Below are 20,492 nucleotides of genomic sequence, written 5' to 3' on the forward strand. Positions count from 1 at the left end.
AAAGTAATCAGTACATCAAGGATTTAGAATCAGCTTTCTAAACTCAAAAAGTTAAAGCGATTCTAAATAATGCTATCTCTTCAACTTTTCAGCCCGATTTTTGTAGTTTTCCTTCAAACGATGTCACATGAAACCAGCACTAGTGGCCATCGGATTGTTTTTTTTGGTCTCTTGTACTAAAAACGACAAGCCCGCATCTGCCGAAACCATATTGAATGTGAGCTATGGCACGGGTTCTAAAAAAACATTGGACCTTTACTTGCCGGCCAACAGAACTTCACTAAATACCAAAGTTTTGATCTTGATACATGGAGGTGGTTGGGTTTCGGGCGACAAAGCCGATTTCAACGCCATGATCCCCATGCTTCAGTTTCAAAATCCCGACATGGCCATCGCCAATATCAACTATACGCTATTTGACGGCACCCCCGCCACTAAATTTCCGGCTTGTTACAACGATGTTGTTGAGGCCTATAATTATCTATTAGAGCATTCCGATCATTATAAATATGCAAAGAATTTTGCTTTATTAGGAACCAGTGCCGGTGGTCATTTGGCATTGCTATACACGTATAAAAGTGAAGTACCCAAGAAGCCCACTGCTGTGGTATCCTTTTTCGGTCCAACAGATATGGCAGATCTTTATAACCAAAGCAATGCTGATCTGCAAAAAGCGATCGCGCTCTTTATTGGAGCAACACCTAGTTCCAATTTAACCGCCTACCAACAAGCCAGCCCAATTGCTGCTGCCAATATTAGTTCAAGTCCAACAATGCTGATTCATGGCTCCTTAGATACAGTAGTGAATGTATCTCAAGCGGTTAAACTAAAAGACTGGCTTACTCAGGTAAAAGTACCCGTAACCTATGTCAATTACCCTACAGAGGGGCATGGACTCAATAGTAATAATTTATTGGATGCACTAACGAAAATGAATACCTTCTTTTCAACTTATTTCAGATAAGTGCGGCGAACGATCCAAAAAAACAAGCCAAAGATGAGAAATGAAATGAGATAGAAAAAGAAAGAATTGGGTGATTGATCTCTCCCCTCTTTTATTCTTTTTGAGGCTTCTGTTTTGTAATACTCCAATCCCGGAAATCCTTGATGATACAAATGCAATCGCTCAAACTGGGCCAAGGCTGCTTTGTAATGTTCACGATAAAACAACTTAATACCGTTCGAAAACTCTAAATAGGCAGGAGACTTTTTCAATTCGATACTATCGGGAATGAATTCTTTCACAATTGACATGGGAATGGCAAAATTCAGTCCGGCAGCCAATCCACGAGCATTGTCATCGAGACTTCCAAAAGTGGTCATTCCAATCACTTCTCCTTTATCATTGCAAACCGGACCACCACTATTGCCATGATTGATGGTAGCATCCATTTGAAACACCGGCCATTGGTGAATGGTTGTTTTCCAAGAACTCACAATTCCTTTTGTAAAAGAGGGAGCCGCGGCACTTACATTCGATAAATAGGGATTGTTTGCAACAGGATTGGGAAAACCATAGACGTACGAATTGGTACCCACAGCCGGAATTGAATCGAGTGACAAATTCAAAGAAGCCAATTGAAACGGAGGGTCTACTTTTAAAAGGGCCACATCTTTACCGGGCATGGCCTGTCCTTTCTTTATGATAGTTGCAGCCAGTTCAAGTGGCACACTAATGCCGTGCGAGTCTTCCATTTGAAAAGAAACCCATAATTTCTTCTCCAACTTTTCAAACTCCATGGGCACCATTTCAGAATATACATCGGCAAAAGTGCGGTTGAGCAAATTGCGTTGTTGTTCGGTAAATTGAATGGCCCAAGCTTGTTCAATCGCTTGAATATTAGTAGTAGTGATAAAATTGAACGCAGATAAAATGAATCGTCGCTTGATCTCACCTTCATTCTCGTCCACCACATGGCAATTGGTAAGCACGTAGCCATCACTACTGATGAGAAATCCGGAGCCTGTGGCAGTTACTCGTTCGCGGTGACGGAAATAATTAAATTCAGGAGTAAAGTACCTGCGGGGTTGGCGGTAAAAAGCATTTAAAACAATGTCGAGTTTCTGGGAAGGGGTCAAAAAAATGCTGTCCAATTCTTGATCATGGATCGAATCGAGCAATCGATTAAAAGCCCTTCCATTGATATTGATGCGGGCCACATTTACTTCGGCAGACACTTCCGTTTTTACCATTACCACAGCCGGTTGATTGGTGGCATATTGGGCCGCCAAATCGGGACCCTGTGCTTGCAGCGACGCGCCGAAAACCATCGAAAAACCGAGCCATCCTACCAGTAAAAAAAGTGACCGCATATCAGGGTTTTAACTTACAAAAGGCAAACTTATTGTAGTTTGCATGCAAAAATCGGGCATGTTATTTCAGGAAATTCCTTTGGCAGAACGCATGCGTCCAAAAACCTTGGATGAACTGGCCGGCCAAACGCATTTGGTAGGTAAAGGACAGGTGCTTCGAAATGCCATTGAAAATGGACGAATCCCTTCTATGATCCTCTGGGGTCCACCCGGAACCGGCAAAACCACGCTGGCCAATATCATTGCCCACAGTCTAAAGATACCCTTTTATGCCCTCAGTGCCATCAGCAGTGGTGTTAAAGAAGTGCGAGAAGTGATTGAATCCGCTAAGAGAAACCGGTCGGCTATCTTATTTATAGATGAAATTCACCGCTTCAACAAATCGCAACAAGATGCATTGTTAGGTGCTGTTGAGAAAGGTACCATTACCTTAATAGGCGCTACCACAGAAAATCCCAGTTTTGAAGTAAATGCGGCCTTGCTGAGTAGATGTCAGGTGTATGTATTACAACATTTGAATAAGGAGCAGTTGATTCAATTGTTGAACGATGCAATGACCAAAGACGAATCGGTGCGCAAGAAAAAGCAAGTATTGGCAGAAACCAATGCCTTGTTGCAAATATCAGGAGGAGATGCTAGAAAGCTGTTAAATTTGTTTGAACTGGTTTGCGACTCCCTACCTGCAGAAGCAGCCATCACCGACGAATTGGTAATGGACATTGCGCAGCGCAGAATGGCGATCTACGACAAGAAAGGAGAACAACACTACGATATCATTTCAGCTTTCATTAAATCGATTCGCGGCAGCGACCCCAATGCAGCGGTGTATTGGTTGGCACGAATGATAGAAGGAGGCGAAGATGTATCTTTTATTGCCCGCAGAATGTTGATATTGGCTGCGGAAGATATTGGCAATGCCAATCCAACCGCCTTGATCATGGCCAACAATTGCTTTGATGCAGTCAATAAAATTGGCTATCCTGAATCAAGAATCATTCTCAGTCAATGCGCCATTTATTTGGCTTGTTCTGCTAAAAGCAATGCCAGCTATGTAGCCATTGATGCTGCACTGGCAATGGTGCGACAAACAGGCGATCTTCCCGTACCTCTATCTCTTCGCAATGCACCAACGGCATTGATGAAAGAATTGAACTATGGAGCAGAATACAAATATGCTCACAACTATGAAAACAATTTCGTTCCACACGAATTCTTACCGGAAGAAATAAAAAATCAAAAATTCTTTGAACCCGGAAAGAATGCACGAGAAGAAGAGATGCGGAAGTTTTTGCAGCAGCGGTGGGAGAAATATAAGTGAATTAATAATTAAGAATTAATAATTAATAATGAAACAGCCGAGCTAATTAATAATTAATAAGTAATAATTAATAATGAAACAGCTGGGAGAATAGGAACGAGGATAAGAGGAGACGAGGAACGAGGAAAAAACAGAGAAAGAACAAGAAGATGAGCAGGGGGAGTAATTAAGAATTAAGAAGTAAGAATTAATAATGAAACAGCCGGCGGTCAGGTTGATTAGAATTAGAAGACGAATATGTGTCAATCTGTACTAATCAGTGTTATTTGTGGTCAAAAAATGAAGATGAATCTAGGAAGTAAGTCAAGACTCTGCGAATTCTTTGCGTTCTCTGCGCACTTTGCGGTGAACCCAATCGCATTTAATAACTAAGAAGATCAATATAACAATGAACTGGATAACAAAACCATTCGACGAGTTAACACCACTAGAATTATATAAGATCATTCAACTACGCAATGAAGTATTCGTAGTAGAACAGAACTGTGTATTTCAAGACGCCGATGATAAAGATCAAAAATGTTATCACTTAATGGGTTGGAACGAAGATCGATTAGCAGCCTATACTCGCTTAGTTCCTGTAGGCGTGAGTTACCCAAATTATATATCTATAGGAAGAGTGATCACCAACCCAAAAGACCGTCGTTCCGGATTTGGGAAAGAATTAATGCGTGTATCCATCGATAAATGCTATGAATTATGGGGAAAAGCACCGATAAAAATTGGTGCGCAACTCTATCTCAAGAACTTTTATGAATCCTTTGGTTTTCAACAAATAAGCGATGTATACGATGAAGATGGCATCGATCACATAGAAATGTTACTATAGAAAAACATAGTAATTCTCCTACATAGTTTCATGCGTTAAAAAATATTCTTCTGCCCACACACAAGAAAAGTATTTTCTATCGTTTATTGTAAGTATGTCCAGCGTTTATTAGTTTAGGCGCTGAAATCATTGACCATCTGAAAACTAAATCTAATATCTCATGAAACAAAAGCTACAACCTTTTGTGTGGAAGTACGTGGCAGGTATTCTGCTTGTAATATTTAACGCGCTCCCGTCGCAAAGCCAAAACTTATTTGAAAAAGTTTCCAATTGGGAAGGTGGTTTTACCATCGGTCCATCAAACTTCTTAGGCGACTTAGGAGGTAACTACGGTAGAGGTACTACTTTCCTGAAAGATAATAACTTACAAATGACGAAGTTGATGATTGGAGGTTTCCTTTCTTATCAACCTTCAGAGTGGATCAACTTTCGTTTGAGCTTAAACGCCGGAACATTAGAAGGTGATGATGCCATCATCAAAGGTAAAGGTGGTTTGGAAGAAGCTCGTAAGATCAGAAACTCCAACTTTAAATCTCGATTATTGGAAGGCTTCATTGCAATGGAGATCTATCCTACTGTATTCTTTGAATACGAACCAATCGATGTATTTCATAAACTTCGTCCTTATGGTTTAATTGGTGTGGGTGCTTTCCACTTCAATCCTAAAGGATACGATAACTTCTCAGGTACATGGGTTGATTTGAAACCCTTGCACACAGAAGGTCAAGGATTCCCTGAATACCCTGATCGTAAAGAGTACAAACTTACTCAGTTAAACATCCCAATGGGTATCGGTATCAAATACTTTGTGAGCGATAAAACAAGCTTGAGTCTTGAAATCATCCACCGCAAAACATTTACCGACTATATTGATGATGTTAGTACTAACTATATTAACCCATCCTTGTTCTATACTTACTTACCCACTGAACAAGCTCGATTGGCAGAGCGTATGGCAAACAAGACCGATATTAATAACGTAGGTAGCACTACATTCGGTCCTGGCGACAAACGCGGTACTCCAACTAACAACGATGCCTACTATTCTGTCGGATTCAAAATTGGAATCAGATTAGGAACAGATGACAGCCGTCGTTATACCGGAGACGTACGTTGCCCTATCCGTTTCTAATTATCAGAGATAGTTTTTAGTAAAAGATATTTGTTAATCCGTACCCTTTGAAATCTAACGGAGCGATTACTATGAAGCAAATTTTACGCTACAAGTCTTATTCGCGCGCCCTCACCTCCTTGATGGTATCAGGGACCATAGTGGTCGCTTTATCAGGTTTCACTACAGTATCCCCATCTGCTCAGGTTACACTGAAAGATTCAATCATCATTCAGAAACAGTTAACCAGCAAAAAGCACAAAATCAAACTTTATCCCAACAACACTAGTTCAGTGTTATTCTTCAGCGCAAGCGGAGAAGAGGGAAAAGTGTATCAACTTTTCGTTTTTGACATTGACGGAAAATTGATCAAACAAGTGAACATTCGCAACAAACAAACAACAGTGGTGAACAATATTGAGAAAGGTCAATATTCGTTCGAAGTGTTTAGTGATGATGAGCGCATCGAAAACGGTTTGCTCACCGTCAAATAGTTTGTTGTGCACGCTATTGCCAATAAGCAGCAGGGAAAATTAGTAGAATCTAATATCCGGTTGAGTCAAAACCTGATCCGTTCCCTATTTTTCATTGTACCCACAAAAAGATTTTATTGATCACTCCCTGTTTCGCTTATTGGATTAACACACATAAAAAAGGCCGAGAGAATATCTCGGCTTTTTTATTCGTAAAGTATTAGAAGGTCTCAAAGAAGTCGCTAAGACTCGACTTAATTACTAGATTCATTTTCTTTTTTTGACCACAGATCGCCACAGATTAGTACAGATTTGCACAGATTAGCCTTCTAATTCTAATCAACCTGACCGTCGGCTGTTTCATTATTAATTATTACTTATTAATTATTAATTAGCTCGGCTGTTTCATTATTAATTCTTACTTATTAATTATTAATTATCCTTACAGCAATCGCTTCCCAATCTCCTCCCAATCCATCACCCGCTCATACTCAGTTACCAACACATTGTGCGGAGCATGGTACAACCATTTCTCTCCGGGAAAATGAACCAAGTTGCGACCGTGATCGTCGATCATCACATCTCCGGTTACGAGTTTCTTGTCGCCGCATAAAACCAATTGGCGCCAACTTATAAAGGGGAAATGATCGTTTAACCACTCCATTTTATCTTTCAACGAATTCGGAAATTCTGTTGCAGCAGATACAATGAAGAGTTCGTATTTGTCATTGATGGCTTTCAATACTTCCTGACTATTCGCCATTACAGGCAAGTGCCTGAAAAATCCGGGCTCAAACAAACGCTGACGCATGATGGGCTGTACTTCTTCCGGGAATCCTTTTACCAAAGATCCTTCTTTCATGCGATCGTAGTCGATGGGGGCCGCATAACGTTCCTTGTACCAAAGCTCCATGGCGCCTAGTACATCGGCCATTACTTCGTCCATGTCTACAATAATTCTTTTCTTCATAGTTCATGTTTTAGATAAACTGCGGTATGACTTTCCTTGCATTTCACCAATCCTTCGGGCGTTCCTTCGAACAAGATCTTTCCACCTCCGGCCCCGCCTTCCGGACCCAAATCAATGATATGATCGGCCACTTTCACCACATCCAAATTGTGCTCAATCATCAATACAGTATTTCCTCGATCGGTTAATTTATTGAGTACATCCAATAAATGTTGAATGTCTTCAAAATGCAAACCGGTTGTGGGTTCGTCTAAGATGTAAAATGTTTTACCCGTGTCTTTCTTTGCAAGTTCTGTTGCCAACTTCACACGCTGCGCTTCTCCCCCACTTAAAGTAACTGCACTTTGACCTAGTGTGATATATCCCAAGCCTACTTCTTGCAACACTTTTATCTTGCGATAGATATAGGGAACGTTTTGGAAAAACTCTACAGCTTCTTCCACCGTCATGTCCAACACATCGGAGATTGATTTCCCTTTATATCGAATCTCCAAGGTTTCTCGGTTATAGCGCTTGCCTTGGCATTTCTCGCAATGCACATACACATCGGGCAAGAAATTCATTTCAATTACACGCATGCCGCCTCCTTCACACACATCGCAACGACCGCTCTTTACATTGAAAGAAAAACGACCGGCATTGTAACCTCTAATCTTCGCCTCCGGCACATTGGCAAAAAGCGTTCGGATATCAGTGAAGAATCCGCAATAGGTGGCCGGATTCGAACGAGGGGTTCTACCAATTGGACTTTGATCGATCTCAATTACTTTGTCTACATGCTCTAGTCCAATGATCTCTTTGTACTCCAACGGAGTCATCCTCGATCCGTAAGCATGTTTAGAAAGAATCGGATACAAGGTCTCGTTGATCAAAGTAGATTTGCCGCTTCCGCTCACACCACTTACTACGATCAGTTTACCGAGTGGAAACTTCACAGAGACATTCTTCAAATTGTTTCCGGTAGCGCCTTTCAATTCCAAAAACTTACCGTTTCCTTTTCTTCGCTCTTTGGGAACCGGAATAGAGCGTTTGCCGTTGAGGTAACCGGAAGTGAGGGTATCCAACTTCAACAAATCTTTGGGATGGCCTGCTGCCACTACTTTTCCACCATGGTATCCGGCTTTAGGGCCAATATCAATCAAGTGATCGGCAGCCATCATGATGTCTTTATCGTGCTCTACTACCAATACACTGTTACCAATATCACGTAGATGCTTGAGTGCTTCAATCAATCGCATGTTATCGCGTTGGTGCAACCCAATACTAGGTTCATCCAAGATATAAGTAATCCCTTGCAACTGCGATCCAATTTGAGTAGCGAGACGAATGCGTTGACTCTCTCCCCCACTCAAGGTTTTAGAACTACGATTGATGGTTAAATAAGTAAGACCTACTTCCAATAAAAACTGCAAGCGATCCCGAATCTCTTTCAACACATCTTTAGCGATGGCATTTTGTTTATCACTCAAGCGCTTTTCAATGGTTTTGAACCATTCTGCCAAAGCATCGAGATTCATCTCACTAATTTCAGCGATGTTCTTTTTATCAACTTTGAACCAAAGACTTTCTTTCTTCAAGCGTGTTCCGCCGCAGGTTTCACAAGGTTTAACGATCATGAAACCTTCCGCCCATTCGCGCAAGCCTTCGCTGTAGCCGTTGTTGAACCAACGTTTCAGCATGGGAATGATCCCTTCAAAAGGCCCGTATGGATCAAATTTTTCTGCATCGAAATCAATGTCTTCTTCGGTACCTTCTTCGTTTCCGTACAATAAGAAGTTCAATGATTTCTCGGAAAGATCTTTGATGGGTGTGGACAAGGATATCTTTTGCTTTTTAGCGATCTCTTGTACTTGGCGGTACACATGTGCTTCGCGTTCTTCACCTAATGGAGCAATTCCACCCTCTTTCACATTCAATGAATTGTCGGGGATCACAGCTTCCATGTTTATTTGATACATCGTACCCAATCCTTTACAAGAAGGGCAGGCACCGTAGGGAGAGTTAAAGGAGAAGGCATTGGGCGAAGGTTCTTCGTAACTGATGCCGGTATCTTCACACATGAGCAGTTTTGAATAGCCAACATTCAGTGGCGCGGCTTTGGGTGAATCAGGTTCAACTTCCACGAACATCAAGTCCTTCCCTATCTTCAGCGTTTGCTGCACGCTTTGACTGATCCTGGTTTTGAATTCGGCGCTCACTTTCAATCGGTCTACCACCACTTCAATATCGTGGATCTTGTAGCGATCTACTTGCATTTTCGGCACGAGGTCTTTGATCTCACCATCTACACGTACTTTCAGGAATCCTTTTTTTCGAACGTCTTCAAACAATTCTCGGTAATGACCTTTCCGACCTCTGATCAATGGCGCCAGTAAGGATATTTTTTTACCGTTGAACTTTTTGAAAATATTGGCGATGATTTCTTCCTCGCTCCATTTCACCATGCGTTTGCCGGTATTGTAGCTATAGGCTTCTCCAATACGGGCATAGAGCAAGCGCATGAAATCATAGATCTCAGTGATGGTACCCACGGTAGAGCGTGGGTTTTTATTGGTGGTCTTTTGTTCGATGGAAATAACGGGGGAAAGGCCTGTTATTTTGTCTACATCGGGTCGCTCCATATCGCCCATGAATTGTCGGGCATAGGCGCTAAAGCTCTCCATGTAGCGGCGTTGTCCTTCAGAGTAGATGGTATCGAAAGCCAGGGAGCTTTTACCGCTGCCGCTGATGCCGGTGATCACCACCAATTTATTCTTGGGGATATTGATATCGATGTTTTTGAGATTATGCTCCCGTGCGCCATAGATCTCGATTTGCTCCAATTGAGAATCAACCGTAGGCGATTCAGTTTTAGAAGAAGCAGTTGTTTTTTTTGTTGCCATAGTAATTACGTACCTCCACAAATCCCGGGGTTCTATGCCGCGGGCTAGGCAAATTTAAGGCTAAATTAATTAGCAAAGAGGGAGGAATTGGGGGAATGTGGAAAACGAGAGGGAGAAAGAAAGAAGAGGGGGAGGAACAGGGGGAATGCAGGAGGAGAAATGAGGAAGTGGAAGAATTTATTGGTAACAAAAACCTAGGATGGGGTGATTGAGGTATTTAGAAAAATAAGCATACATATTCTTTTCAATTCTGATAATTACTGTACTACTGTTCAACGCTCAGGCTTTTAAAATTACGCAAATATCTATAACGTTTGTATTACTTGATATTGGAATTCTATTTGGATTTTGATACTTGAACTAATTGTCCAATGGTACTGTGTATTTTAATATCTCCATCTATTACGCACACCTCTGAAGTATCATTACTAAGAAGCTCTATAAGTTGCGGCAACTTCTTGGATTTTCTACTTTCAAGTTCCCAAAAAGAAGAAATCCTCAGGTTAGGAGAGCTACTTCGAGTTAATTCAATTAACAATGAATCAGAAGCCAACTCGTTTAACCGTTTAAAGTACTCTCCATCCGGATTATACGACCCTTCTATTCCTATACTAATACTGCAAACACATGGGAGCTTTTTTGAATATTCGATTAAATAATTGACGTCCTTTGTTTTACTTACTTTTTCGTAACTATCGCTTAAACGATATCTGGAAGTCTTTGACTTGTGTTCGCAAGATAAAAAAAATAGTACCCCAACTACGAACAAATTTTTTTTCATACAACTGCGCTTTTAATACAATTGAGGTGTCCTTGTCTTGTCAATTTCTTGAGGTATAACACCAGATTGAATCCTAGAGAGCACCCCCAAATCAGTCTTAAATAACTAATCTAATTGATTTCGTCTATTTAACACTAAACTCAAGTACACATAGTCCTACCACGGGAACCTCTTCACAATCTTTTTTCAAAAATCGTTAGTCCTCCATATCCTGAGTCGAATACACCAATTGCGTTCATGGGATAAAAATAGGATAGAATATGATAGAAATCATTTCAATAATATTCGCATTAACAATCTATACAATGATTACTGCAATCAAAAAGGTAAAACTCTATCGTGCTTGCTAGATTCTGCTACTAGTATAATTTGAAAATAACACTATTACTAGTTTTCAATTTCTAAATTACTAGCAATGGCATGTTATTCGCGTTCATAATTTCTTAAGCAATATCAAAAAAACTCTTGTTCTTCATTACAAACAATCAAATAGTGAACATATAGATTGAAAGGGATTTCAAAAAAATACTCTGATTATGAATACCAATCAACTGGAATCAGATTTAGATGTCACTGGATTTTTACCAATTCGAATTTCCTTCAAATTTGAGTTAATAGAAAAATATCCAATGATTGCAAGTAAAATAAATATAATAGGTAAGTACTCAAATTGATTTTCAGGCCAAATAACTTCATCAAATAGGTCACTTTTAAGCACAACAACTATATCCCCAACCTTATAAACCGCATTTTTACAATCAGACCTACTAATACTAACTTCGTAAAAAGCAGAATCAATTAATAAAGTTATATGATTATACTTGTCGCAGGAATTTGGAATTTTAATAACAAATGCATTTGTTCTAACACCATGATATTTGATAAAAATTTTTATTCCAACTGAAAAAAAGCCAATTACAAGAACGGTTATGGCCGCCAAAACTAATACCCAATATCTTAATCTTTTCATGTAAATAAATTATTGACTGTATAGCGGACGAACTGGACGAAATGTAGGTTTTTTAACAGATGTATTGTCTACACCTAGCCCTCGAAAATCAAAATTATTTACGCCATAACCAGCGCTGAAGTCTATCTTATCGGCTTTTTTGCCAGCAATACTTTCGGTAGTCTCAGTAGTAGCAGTTTCGAGACCTTGATTCTTTAAATCTGCAACCTTTGCAGCATCTTTAGCTTGGGCAGCTTGTATTTTATTTCTCGCACTAGGGCTATTCTTTGCTACCCGTTCCAATTTAGCAGCATTCTTTTCGGCACTTGCAACTGTCTTTGACCCATCAACTTTAACAACACTTGACAACGTCATCACAGCAACATCTTTTACAGTTTTTCCAAGCTCAACTTTTTTACCTTCTAATAATTGCCCTCCTACAGATTCCACCACATTACTTACGGTTTTTAGAACAGCCTTTTTAACTGCACCACCCGACGGATCAAAAGCACTGGTTACACCATTTAAAATAATTTTTCCTGTACTCTGAGGGATAAGAACGTCAGCTCCTGTCTTACCTTCTTTATAATTATCGTAGACTTGAGATCCATATTCAACAGCAGCACCAACTAAAAATTTTACTACATAAACCAAACACCATGGACATTTGCCATCCGGATCATTATACAAAACTGGGTTATTTCCTGCAAAATGATATGGGGACAAAGACTCTTGATCTCCTTCTTCGGGTATCGGATCAATCTGTATAAACCTACCAATTTGCTGATCATAAGTCCTAGCATTGAAGTCGTATACGTTTAGTCCTGATCCATCTATAAATTCATTTTCCTGCTTCTCATTCCCATTGAATCCTCTCTTGTTACCACATCCACAGCTTAAATCGTAACCAGCAGCATTAATGGTTTTTGCTGATGCTCCGGCCATTATCAACCCAAACGGATAATAATGCGTCTCCTCCACAATTGGTCCGCGTGAGTGAATGATCTGTAAATTATCAAAGAACACATTTATGTTCGATTCGTTGCTACAATATACATAAATGTACCCATTTTTCGGAACTACAATGGATGGAATGGTACTGCTATTGTGATTTTTAACAGTTCCGCTGCTACCGACCCTGTCGTAGCCACCACCTGCATAGTTAAAGCGTTCGTCAAATAAGATCCAGTTGATGAAGGCTTTGGGAGTACTAGACGTTTGAGCAGGCTGGGTTCCCAATAGACTGGTAATGCCTGAGGTTAACTGAGTAATACTGTTCAATGCCGTTCCACTAACACCTTTACTACTAATGGCATTGGTACCTGCAAATGAAGTGAGCAGCGCTAAAGTTGTTGGAGCCGTGGTAGTACCCGATATCGTTCCGCCATTTAAATTATAGTAGGATTTTCCATATATGTTAATTGTATCACCGGCCATTACCTTCAATGCAATGGTTAGTCCTGTTTTATTCACAGAACCGTTCATTTGATAAACCTTGGCACTATTGGCAGTGGTATTGCTTTTCGGGTTGTTGTTGAAAGGGGGATTGCCGTTGTTGTTTTGATAGGCCGTAATGCCCGTTGCAACAGAAGCATTTACAATCTTCGAAGAATCCACATTGTAGTAGAGTTTTTCTATCGCTACAGCTGTCGTAGTGTCTGTCCACGTTCCTTCAAATGTAAGTGCCGGATAAACATCTTGTTGACTTTCTTCTGTAAGTACCATTCGTACGTTACCTAAGTGGTCTTTTAAGAAATAATCATACTGAAAACTGGCCGGAGTGCTTCCTACCGCAGCTTTATAACGTACCCTACCTTCTTCATGTCCCATGAATTGCAGAGCATCGTTCTCATATACTTGTCCTCCGACATATACGGTGGTAGTCACTTTTTGAGCAGCCGTGCTGTCCAATACGGTTTTCTTTAATTTGTTACCGGCAGCGTCATAGGTATAGGTGATATTTCCTTTGCCTTTAATATGTACAAAAGCCGGAAGGTTTAGGTGATTGTATTGGATGGAGTCAATGGACTTATTGTTATCAATTTTCATATTTCCATTTACATCATAGGCATAATCATCCGTTCCTGGCGCATTTGTACCATCTTTGAAATCCCCGAGTTTTGTATTGGGATCCGAGTAATCATCCCCCACATACTTCAACTTATTGCTGTTTGTATTATAAGTGTAACGCAGCGCATCGATATAACCGGTAGGATCTCCTAATTTGAATCCATGGGAAATCATCTGCAAAATATTACCATTCAAGTCATATTTAATGCCCCAGTTGTTATCAGCATCAAAACCATGCACACTATAGTCCATCTCAGTTTTTGTCCATGAGCCCCCACTTGCAGCTGTACTATTCTGTGTATAGTTCGCCTTCAACAGCCGATTCAACTGATCGTATTCATAGTCAAACTTACGTCGCACCATATCCCCTTTCGTTTTCCATGAACTACCACTGATATTACCATTAAATTGATTGGGTGCGCCTGCGGTATTGCCACTCATGGCAAAATCTTTGTCATAACGTAATTCAAAACCAAAATACTTATCTTGATAACCAACCCCACCTTGATCTCGTAAATAATCTCTATTCATTCCTAGCATCCAACCTCTAATATTATAATCGTATAAAAGACTTTCAAGCCCGGTTGATTTATAGGCAGGTGCCAGTTTCTTTTTCTTTAGTTGTCCTAATTTATCGTATTCGTTCTGAACGATTGTTTTCTCTCCACTTGTAATGCCTGCTGAATTTAAAGCAGTCTTTTTAATGGTGAGTACCCGACCTAAGTCATCGTAATCATACTTGGTAAGGGTTCCCGCCGTAGCACTAGAAGTATTGTACTTTACAACAGAATAGTTCACTAAGGGCTGTCCCGAGTAACTGTATTGCGTGGTACTGGTCACCGTGCCACCTGTTAAATTCTGAGAGATGGTTTGAATAACCCTGCCATCGGCATCGTAAAAGTTGACCGTATATAAAAACTGACTGGTCCCAAGCACCTTCACCGCCATACCCGTTGGCTTTCCGTAAATATTGTCCGATTGAGTCAATGCCTGTGGATAGGGATAAGTAGTGGAAGGAGTTAAAAACTTAGCATCGTCTGTAGTAACCCTTGTAGTACTGAAGGGCACTAGATAATTAGAGATCCAAACATAGTTATCATAAAAGTTTCTTGTCAACACTTCATAAGTATAGCCGGACAAGTTGGGATAACTGGTACTTGCGTCGGCAAGGCCCTGGTGGTAGGCTCTGTTGTTGAAATTAGTAGCGTCATTAAGGATACCGGTTGTAACAGGCCTATTGGCTTCATCATAACTGGTAAACAGCCATTGCTTTTTCTGTCTTAAATTTCCATCCTGAGAAAGTACTACCCTGTCTCTTGCATCGTACACCATTCTCATTTCATCCGCACCGGGAACCTTCTTAACAACAACCCGTCCGCGCTGATCGTACTCATATCGAAAACAAAGCTCGTCCATAATCGCTTGCGTAAGCGTCCAGTTTGAAGCAATAGCAGCATTGGCTTTCGGAGGGATCACGCAGCGCAAGAAGCCAAAATCATCGTAAATATAAGTTGTCATCGCCCACTCCGAACCTACCTGCATGGACTTGATAACCAATTTTCCCTTTTTGTCGGTATACTCGTAAACAAGATTGTTGTTTTCATCATAGGTAGCCACTTTGCTCAATTGACCTGCCCCGTAGGCAGCAGGTGATGTAGGGATGCTTCCAATAGCATCGGCAACCACCCATCTGCGAAGCGTCGTCTCTGTTGATTGATTGTAGTAATATTCTTTTCGAATGCCTCTGTTCGCACCTACCCAGTTATTGCCCGGCGACATGGCCCTGGTCACCCTTTGCATCGGCGAATTCTCAAACTCAGTTTTACCGTAATAATACGTCTCCCCCTGACTAGAATACATTCCTTGCATAAACACCTCTTGCTGTTGAAAGGGATTGGCCTTGAAGCCACCGTCGGTTAGTGACGCATTCCCTGCTGTAGTATTTGCTGCAAAAGGTAAATACTTATAGACCTCTCTTCCATAATCGTCGTACACATTAGCAGCGACTAAGTCGGCTGAACTTCCACCCGTTTCAAGAGAACCGAGCTTGGTCACTGTCTGCAACGGACGTGCCAACCCATCCAAATACTGCGTCGTCATCCGAACATCTTTCAAAGGCCGCGTTACAATTGCCGTTGCACTCGTGTCCGGAGCTACCACTTGCCAACTGCGGACATAGTTCAAGCCAACACCACTTGCATAAGAAGGTGGCAGCGGTTGTTGCGCAACAGCATTTTCTGTTTGCAAAAACAATACTAAGATCGATAGACCAACAAATTTCATTCTAGCCGTCATGAGAGGAGGTTTAAACTCAACTATTATTGATTGATTGTACTTTAATCAACCTATCTTAATTTTTTTGAATCGCTTGGATTAATATGGAATCAAGCGGGTCCACTTGATCACTGAACAGTCCCACAATCTTCCCTTGCCCGTTAATTAATATCTTGTAAAAATCAGTCTTCACGCGACCGTTCAACAGTTCATTTTTATTCTTATCAGAAAACCAGTCGTACACCAGCTCCGCTCCAGGGTAAGACACCGCCAATTTTTGACTGATCAGAAAATTGGGTGCATAACGATTTCTTAATAGCAAATCGATCTCTTCGTTCGTCCCCGGTTCATTACCAAAGCTGTTGGAAGGAATACCAATGACCACCAAGCCACTGTCCCTGTAGCGATTTTGAAGGGAATCAAGCGACTTGATTTGACCTACCTTGGGATGTTGAGTCGCAATGTTCACAAGTAAAATTCTCTTACCCGTAAACTGCTGAAAGTCGATGCTATCAACTCCATTGAGTTCATATAATTTATAACTATAAATAGACTGACTCTTTCCAACCGCTGCACACAACACAACACAGATAAAAAGAAAACTGATTCTCATATATTAGATTTAGTTAACTGAACAAATATTAATGTCATTAGAAATATAGTCTTGGGTTCTATATCCGTCTTGTGGCCAGTAATAATAGTACTTACACTCCCAGTAAGAACCCATCCAAGTCTGATAAACAAACACCATTTGACCTTGAACGCAAGTAGAACCTCCGGTAGGAATTCGGTAGTTGGTGCCGGTGCAATTGGTGGCAGTACATCCCGATGTTCCAATATTGAGCCAACGTGTTTGCAAATAAGTAGCACTGCAAGGATTGACATCTTTTTCAAGACGAATACGCTGTCCCGTATAGTTGTTGTTAGGACCCGATTGCACACACTGTTCTACACCTTGCGATACCCAATTGGCCGTTGTTGACGCACAAGGCGTGTAGTTCTGGTTTAGTTTGTACTCATTCTTTTTTAGTACATTTCTGTCTCCATCTCTAACAATTGACAATCTGTTGAAAGCATCGTATTCGAATCGACCCAAGTTGTTGTCCGGTCCACTGGCAGAAGTGATCCCGACCCCTTTTTGATACGTGTAACTTGTAACTTGAGCAAGCTGTGGATACAACCGCACTTCATCAATAATACCTGTACCACTAATACCAACAGAATTTGTCTCCACTAAATCATATTGATAACAGGTCCATCCATACTTCGAAAGAATCGCCTTACCTGTTGCAGCTCCAACTGTTGGTGTACCGGATCCATTCTTTAACCAGAAGGTCAATACATAGTTCCTTCCTGTTGTGGTACTTCTCGACAAAGCACCACCACTTAAATTATAGACTTTGATTCCGGTAGGAGCAGAGATATCACCAGTAGGAGTTCCCGAGTAGTTCCAATATCCTTTTTGACCATCTTCAAAAGAAGTATAGGCAATAGAATCATTCGATAAACTAGCATTCGTAAACTGGGCAATGGGATTGGAAAAAGTACTGTCCCAGATATAGGATACTCGAATATCATTTTCTTTCGAAAGCTCGCCTGGTCGCTTAAACTTGAAATACTTATAAAAACGAAGGCGTGATTCTTGTGCTAGATCCGCTTTCTTTGTCTCAATATTTTGTGGAGCGTACAAAGTGTCTGTGCCGCCGGTCGTAAAGCCTACATAGTTTGTTTTTGAAAGTACCACTTGACGACCATCCACATACACTTTTTTTTCAATAACTGGACTCATGTAGTTACCACTCACCATTCTATTGTAGGGATAGGTAGATGCAAAATGGTTAGGGTATTTCATATACACCGCCGTTTTTTTGCCATCACTACCCATTGTTTCTGTTTTAACCGGATAGGTATTCTCCTTCAAACCAAAACTATCCAAGCTGTAATTAGTGAGTACCGTACCATTGGCATCGTATTCTCGCGTAATTACTGAATCAGGTTGAATCCACATTGACAGCCAATAATATTGTGACGCATCAAACTGCGCAAAGTCATCATCACTGTAGGGTAGTGTTGGATTGTAGAAGTAGTTACGGCGAGCACTAATTGCGGGAACCACTATATAAAGACTGTCAAATTTGAATCGCTTTTCAACTTGCTTTACAATAGCTTTTGAACTGTTGAATACTGTGGTTAGTGATTCAACACCGCCATTGTTCGTATTGGTATTGGCAGGTAGCCCCTTAATTCCATCATTTAATACCAAATTAGCACTAGCATATTCAGTAGGCAATTCAAATCGATGCTCGGTTCCGCCATTGACAAATGCAGTGTCGTCAGTCTCGATTACAGATTTGTATACCACAATATCACTGCCATATGCATAAAGAGGAATTGAACTTGATGAACTCAAGGTTTTGTTGTTGCAGAAATTGTAACACCCAAGACAGTTTGTACCGCAACTCGTAGCTGTAATTGAATTGGTAACATAGGTCGCACCTGAAATTCTCAATGCTCCGATCCCGGATGTACTATCAGGATTAGTTCGATAGCCATACTTGTAGTACTTCCTAAACTGCTTGTTGGTAACAGGATCGTATGAAACGATTGACTTCACCCGAACCCCCGACGCCGGAGCATTCACTACCATTGAAGCATTCGAAACCGTCAATGTATCATGAGCTAAATAAGCATTGCCATAATAAGCCTGTCCCGTTACCTTCACCATGATCTGATAATTATTACCTGCAACCAAATTAACAGATGCCGTAAGTGTATTATTCACAATAGGTTTTGAATAATAAACCGTAGTATTGTTAGTTAAGTTTTTCAAGAAAAACTCAACCGGCTTTGAGGGATCGTTGGCAGGCGGAGTTTGACTAATGCTCTCCCAATAATACTGATTGAACTTAGACTCAATATTGATATTGGTCGTTTGTGTCTTTTTAGCAAGAAAATTAACAGTCCAAGTACCAACATCCGACGTATTAAAACCCGTGCCACTCACAGACACCGTAACATAAGGATTGGGATACTGTTGTTGGCTTCCGGGAACAGTATTCCCCTCATACTCGTAAGACTCGTACCCTCCAGTTGGATAAGTAACTTTTGTCAACATCCCTTTTGAAGCGAAGCTCCAATCAGAAGAACGATCGACCCCAGCCGTGTAACCACCCCAGGTAAGATTGTCACCCGTTGGAGGTAGTAACCAACTATTGCCTTTTCCATTATAGAATCCAAAATGATCTTGAGAATAAGACAATCGAACCGGAAGGCCATTGATATCATTGTAATCGAACTGATATTTTAAAGTATCGGAATAAATCAAACTATCGTTTTGCGTAACCGTAGGTCTGCCCAACTCCATCAAACTACTAAGAAAGAATCTCTTATTCGTATTAAAAGAAGCACCTGGATTGCCCCCAACCCCACTAAAAGTTGTAGGATCAGTATAGTTAAAAACGTACTTTTTTAAAGAAGTAGAACCATTCAAAATTGTGAGACTAGTAACCCGGTTATCACCACTGTAATCCGGCCTGAATGCATACCCAAGTGAAACATACGTACCATCAGACGACTGAATACTCGTTAAGTATTTTGTGCTGTAATTTACTAGAGAAACTTTTGTGCTTAAAGTACCGTATGCATTGGTTGGGCAACCACCCACTTGAGAACACTGTACAATTCCGCCATTCTGCAAAGTAATCGATTGACTAACACCTGTTGCAGACGTAGTATTAATCGTTCCATAATTGAATTCAATCGTTTCACCAGTATGCATGGTGATTTTGCGAAGAAAAAAACTTGTGTTCACAGTTTGATGTCCACCCATTCCTGAAATATTCGTATGACTGGTCGTTGACTCTATGGCGTCGGTTCCAAACTCGTAGGTGTTGCCTTCCAAACTTATGATTTTAAATCCGGTAAAATTGAATGCGCCGCCGCCGCCGTATACATAGATTTTATTGGCACTATAAGGAATACTGACTACTCTACCGGAGTCGTCCAAAACAAATCTTCCTGAAATACCAGGGGCACTATATGAAAACTCATCGGGTTCAGAATCATACGTTGAATTTCCTCCATCGATGGTTGTGATACCTACATAATAGTTAAAATTACTTTGATTAAAGCTCGAAGGTGCAGTAGGAACTTTTATTCGAGGTGCCTTGTCATCCGGTGCCCCCCTAACAATCCTAGTCACAACACCCGATGCATTCAATACCCAACCCAAACCCGCTCTAGAAGGGATGTCGTCAACACGTGTTCCATTACTTGTATAACTGAGTGAAATGGGAACAGCCACCTCTCCAACATTGATTGTATACAAGGGTATGGAAGCCTGTGCTGCGCCCGTATATAAGCCTGCAGCTAACTGCCCTTGTTTAACAATCGCAGCAGGTTCGGGCGTAGGAGGAAGCACACTTGGAAGCTTCACCTCTAAGCCTTCTTGAGATTTGGCACTTATACCAATACATAGAAACAAAAAAGCAACGAAACTCTTTCTCATAAATGAATCAATTAC

Annotated in this window: 12 protein-coding genes; 5 read left to right on the forward strand and 7 right to left on the reverse strand. The window is 40.8% G+C overall.

Annotated features, from left to right (window positions below):
• The first annotated feature begins 127 nt into the window (after positions 1-127).
• Positions 128-964, forward strand: a complete 837-nt coding sequence (locus tag ACQ2HE_RS09590) for an alpha/beta hydrolase fold domain-containing protein (RefSeq protein ID WP_430898191.1) — start codon at positions 128-130, stop codon at positions 962-964.
• On the opposite strand, the gene ACQ2HE_RS09595 is transcribed toward ACQ2HE_RS09590, so the two are convergent.
• The gene (locus ACQ2HE_RS09595) at positions 952-2,313 is read right to left on the reverse strand and encodes a S1C family serine protease (RefSeq protein WP_430898189.1); all 1,362 of its coding nucleotides are present in this window, start codon (positions 2,311-2,313) and stop codon (positions 952-954) included. The genes ACQ2HE_RS09590 and ACQ2HE_RS09595 overlap by 13 nt on opposite strands.
• 58 nt (positions 2,314-2,371) lie before the next feature.
• Between ACQ2HE_RS09595 and ACQ2HE_RS09600 the strand changes: the two genes are divergently transcribed.
• The 4 genes from ACQ2HE_RS09600 (at position 2,372) to ACQ2HE_RS09615 (ending at position 6,065) form a co-directional block, all read left to right on the forward strand.
• Complete coding sequence (locus ACQ2HE_RS09600) at positions 2,372-3,631, forward strand: replication-associated recombination protein A (RefSeq protein ID WP_430898187.1); 1,260 nt, start codon at positions 2,372-2,374, stop codon at positions 3,629-3,631.
• 388 nt (positions 3,632-4,019) lie between these two features.
• Complete coding sequence (locus tag ACQ2HE_RS09605) at positions 4,020-4,460, forward strand: GNAT family N-acetyltransferase (protein ID WP_430898185.1); 441 nt, start codon at positions 4,020-4,022, stop codon at positions 4,458-4,460.
• A 160-nt stretch (positions 4,461-4,620) separates the two neighbouring features.
• Positions 4,621-5,592, forward strand: coding sequence for an outer membrane beta-barrel protein (locus ACQ2HE_RS09610; protein ID WP_430898183.1), 972 nt, complete (start codon positions 4,621-4,623; stop codon positions 5,590-5,592).
• 71 nt (positions 5,593-5,663) lie between these two features.
• On the forward strand, positions 5,664-6,065 hold the full coding sequence (locus tag ACQ2HE_RS09615) for a T9SS type A sorting domain-containing protein (protein ID WP_430898181.1): 402 nt from the start codon (positions 5,664-5,666) through the stop codon (positions 6,063-6,065).
• Positions 6,066-6,486: 421 nt separating this feature from the next.
• On the opposite strand, the gene ACQ2HE_RS09620 is transcribed toward ACQ2HE_RS09615, so the two are convergent.
• The 6 genes from ACQ2HE_RS09620 to ACQ2HE_RS09645 form a co-directional block, all read right to left on the reverse strand.
• Positions 6,487-7,014 (reverse strand): 5' nucleotidase, NT5C type, encoded by a 528-nt coding sequence (locus ACQ2HE_RS09620; RefSeq protein ID WP_430898179.1) that lies wholly within the window; start codon positions 7,012-7,014, stop codon positions 6,487-6,489.
• Positions 7,011-9,896 (reverse strand): excinuclease ABC subunit UvrA, encoded by a 2,886-nt coding sequence (gene uvrA, locus ACQ2HE_RS09625; RefSeq protein WP_430898177.1) that lies wholly within the window; start codon positions 9,894-9,896, stop codon positions 7,011-7,013. Before uvrA ends, ACQ2HE_RS09620 begins: the two co-directional genes overlap by 4 nt.
• 1,328 nt (positions 9,897-11,224) lie before the next feature.
• Positions 11,225-11,647: a hypothetical protein gene (locus ACQ2HE_RS09630; protein ID WP_430898175.1), complete on the reverse strand. Its 423-nt coding sequence runs from the start codon at positions 11,645-11,647 to the stop codon at positions 11,225-11,227.
• Positions 11,648-11,656: 9 nt separating this feature from the next.
• Entirely contained in the window at positions 11,657-15,991 is a 4,335-nt protein-coding gene (locus ACQ2HE_RS09635) for a DUF6443 domain-containing protein (protein ID WP_430898173.1), read from the reverse strand.
• Positions 15,992-16,046: 55 nt separating this feature from the next.
• On the reverse strand, positions 16,047-16,583 hold the full coding sequence (locus tag ACQ2HE_RS09640) for a hypothetical protein (protein ID WP_430898172.1): 537 nt from the start codon (positions 16,581-16,583) through the stop codon (positions 16,047-16,049).
• Positions 16,584-16,592: 9 nt separating this feature from the next.
• Positions 16,593-20,477, reverse strand: coding sequence for a hypothetical protein (locus tag ACQ2HE_RS09645; protein WP_430898170.1), 3,885 nt, complete (start codon positions 20,475-20,477; stop codon positions 16,593-16,595).
• Between the last annotated feature and the right edge of the window lie 15 nt (positions 20,478-20,492).

It is taken from the genome of Endoryza foliicola (genome assembly GCF_050589245.1).
Taxonomy (GTDB): domain Bacteria; phylum Bacteroidota; class Bacteroidia; order Chitinophagales; family Chitinophagaceae; genus Endoryza; species Endoryza foliicola.

Bases quoted from the DNA above. Each gene is read 5' to 3' on its own strand.
- ACQ2HE_RS09590 (WP_430898191.1), top strand. From the start codon at position 128: ATGAAACCAGCACTAGTGGCCATCGGATTGTTTTTTTTGGTCTCTTGT.
- ACQ2HE_RS09600 (WP_430898187.1), top strand. From the start codon at position 2,372: ATGTTATTTCAGGAAATTCCTTTGGCAGAACGCATGCGTCCAAAAACC.
- ACQ2HE_RS09645 (WP_430898170.1), bottom strand. From the start codon at position 20,477: ATGAGAAAGAGTTTCGTTGCTTTTTTGTTTCTATGTATTGGTATAAGT.
- ACQ2HE_RS09605 (WP_430898185.1), top strand. From the start codon at position 4,020: ATGAACTGGATAACAAAACCATTCGACGAGTTAACACCACTAGAATTA.
- ACQ2HE_RS09640 (WP_430898172.1), bottom strand. From the start codon at position 16,583: ATGAGAATCAGTTTTCTTTTTATCTGTGTTGTGTTGTGTGCAGCGGTT.
- ACQ2HE_RS09635 (WP_430898173.1), bottom strand. From the start codon at position 15,991: ATGACGGCTAGAATGAAATTTGTTGGTCTATCGATCTTAGTATTGTTT.
- ACQ2HE_RS09595 (WP_430898189.1), bottom strand. From the start codon at position 2,313: ATGCGGTCACTTTTTTTACTGGTAGGATGGCTCGGTTTTTCGATGGTT.
- ACQ2HE_RS09630 (WP_430898175.1), bottom strand. From the start codon at position 11,647: ATGAAAAGATTAAGATATTGGGTATTAGTTTTGGCGGCCATAACCGTT.
- ACQ2HE_RS09615 (WP_430898181.1), top strand. From the start codon at position 5,664: ATGAAGCAAATTTTACGCTACAAGTCTTATTCGCGCGCCCTCACCTCC.
- ACQ2HE_RS09610 (WP_430898183.1), top strand. From the start codon at position 4,621: ATGAAACAAAAGCTACAACCTTTTGTGTGGAAGTACGTGGCAGGTATT.
- ACQ2HE_RS09620 (WP_430898179.1), bottom strand. From the start codon at position 7,014: ATGAAGAAAAGAATTATTGTAGACATGGACGAAGTAATGGCCGATGTA.
- uvrA (WP_430898177.1), bottom strand. From the start codon at position 9,896: ATGGCAACAAAAAAAACAACTGCTTCTTCTAAAACTGAATCGCCTACG.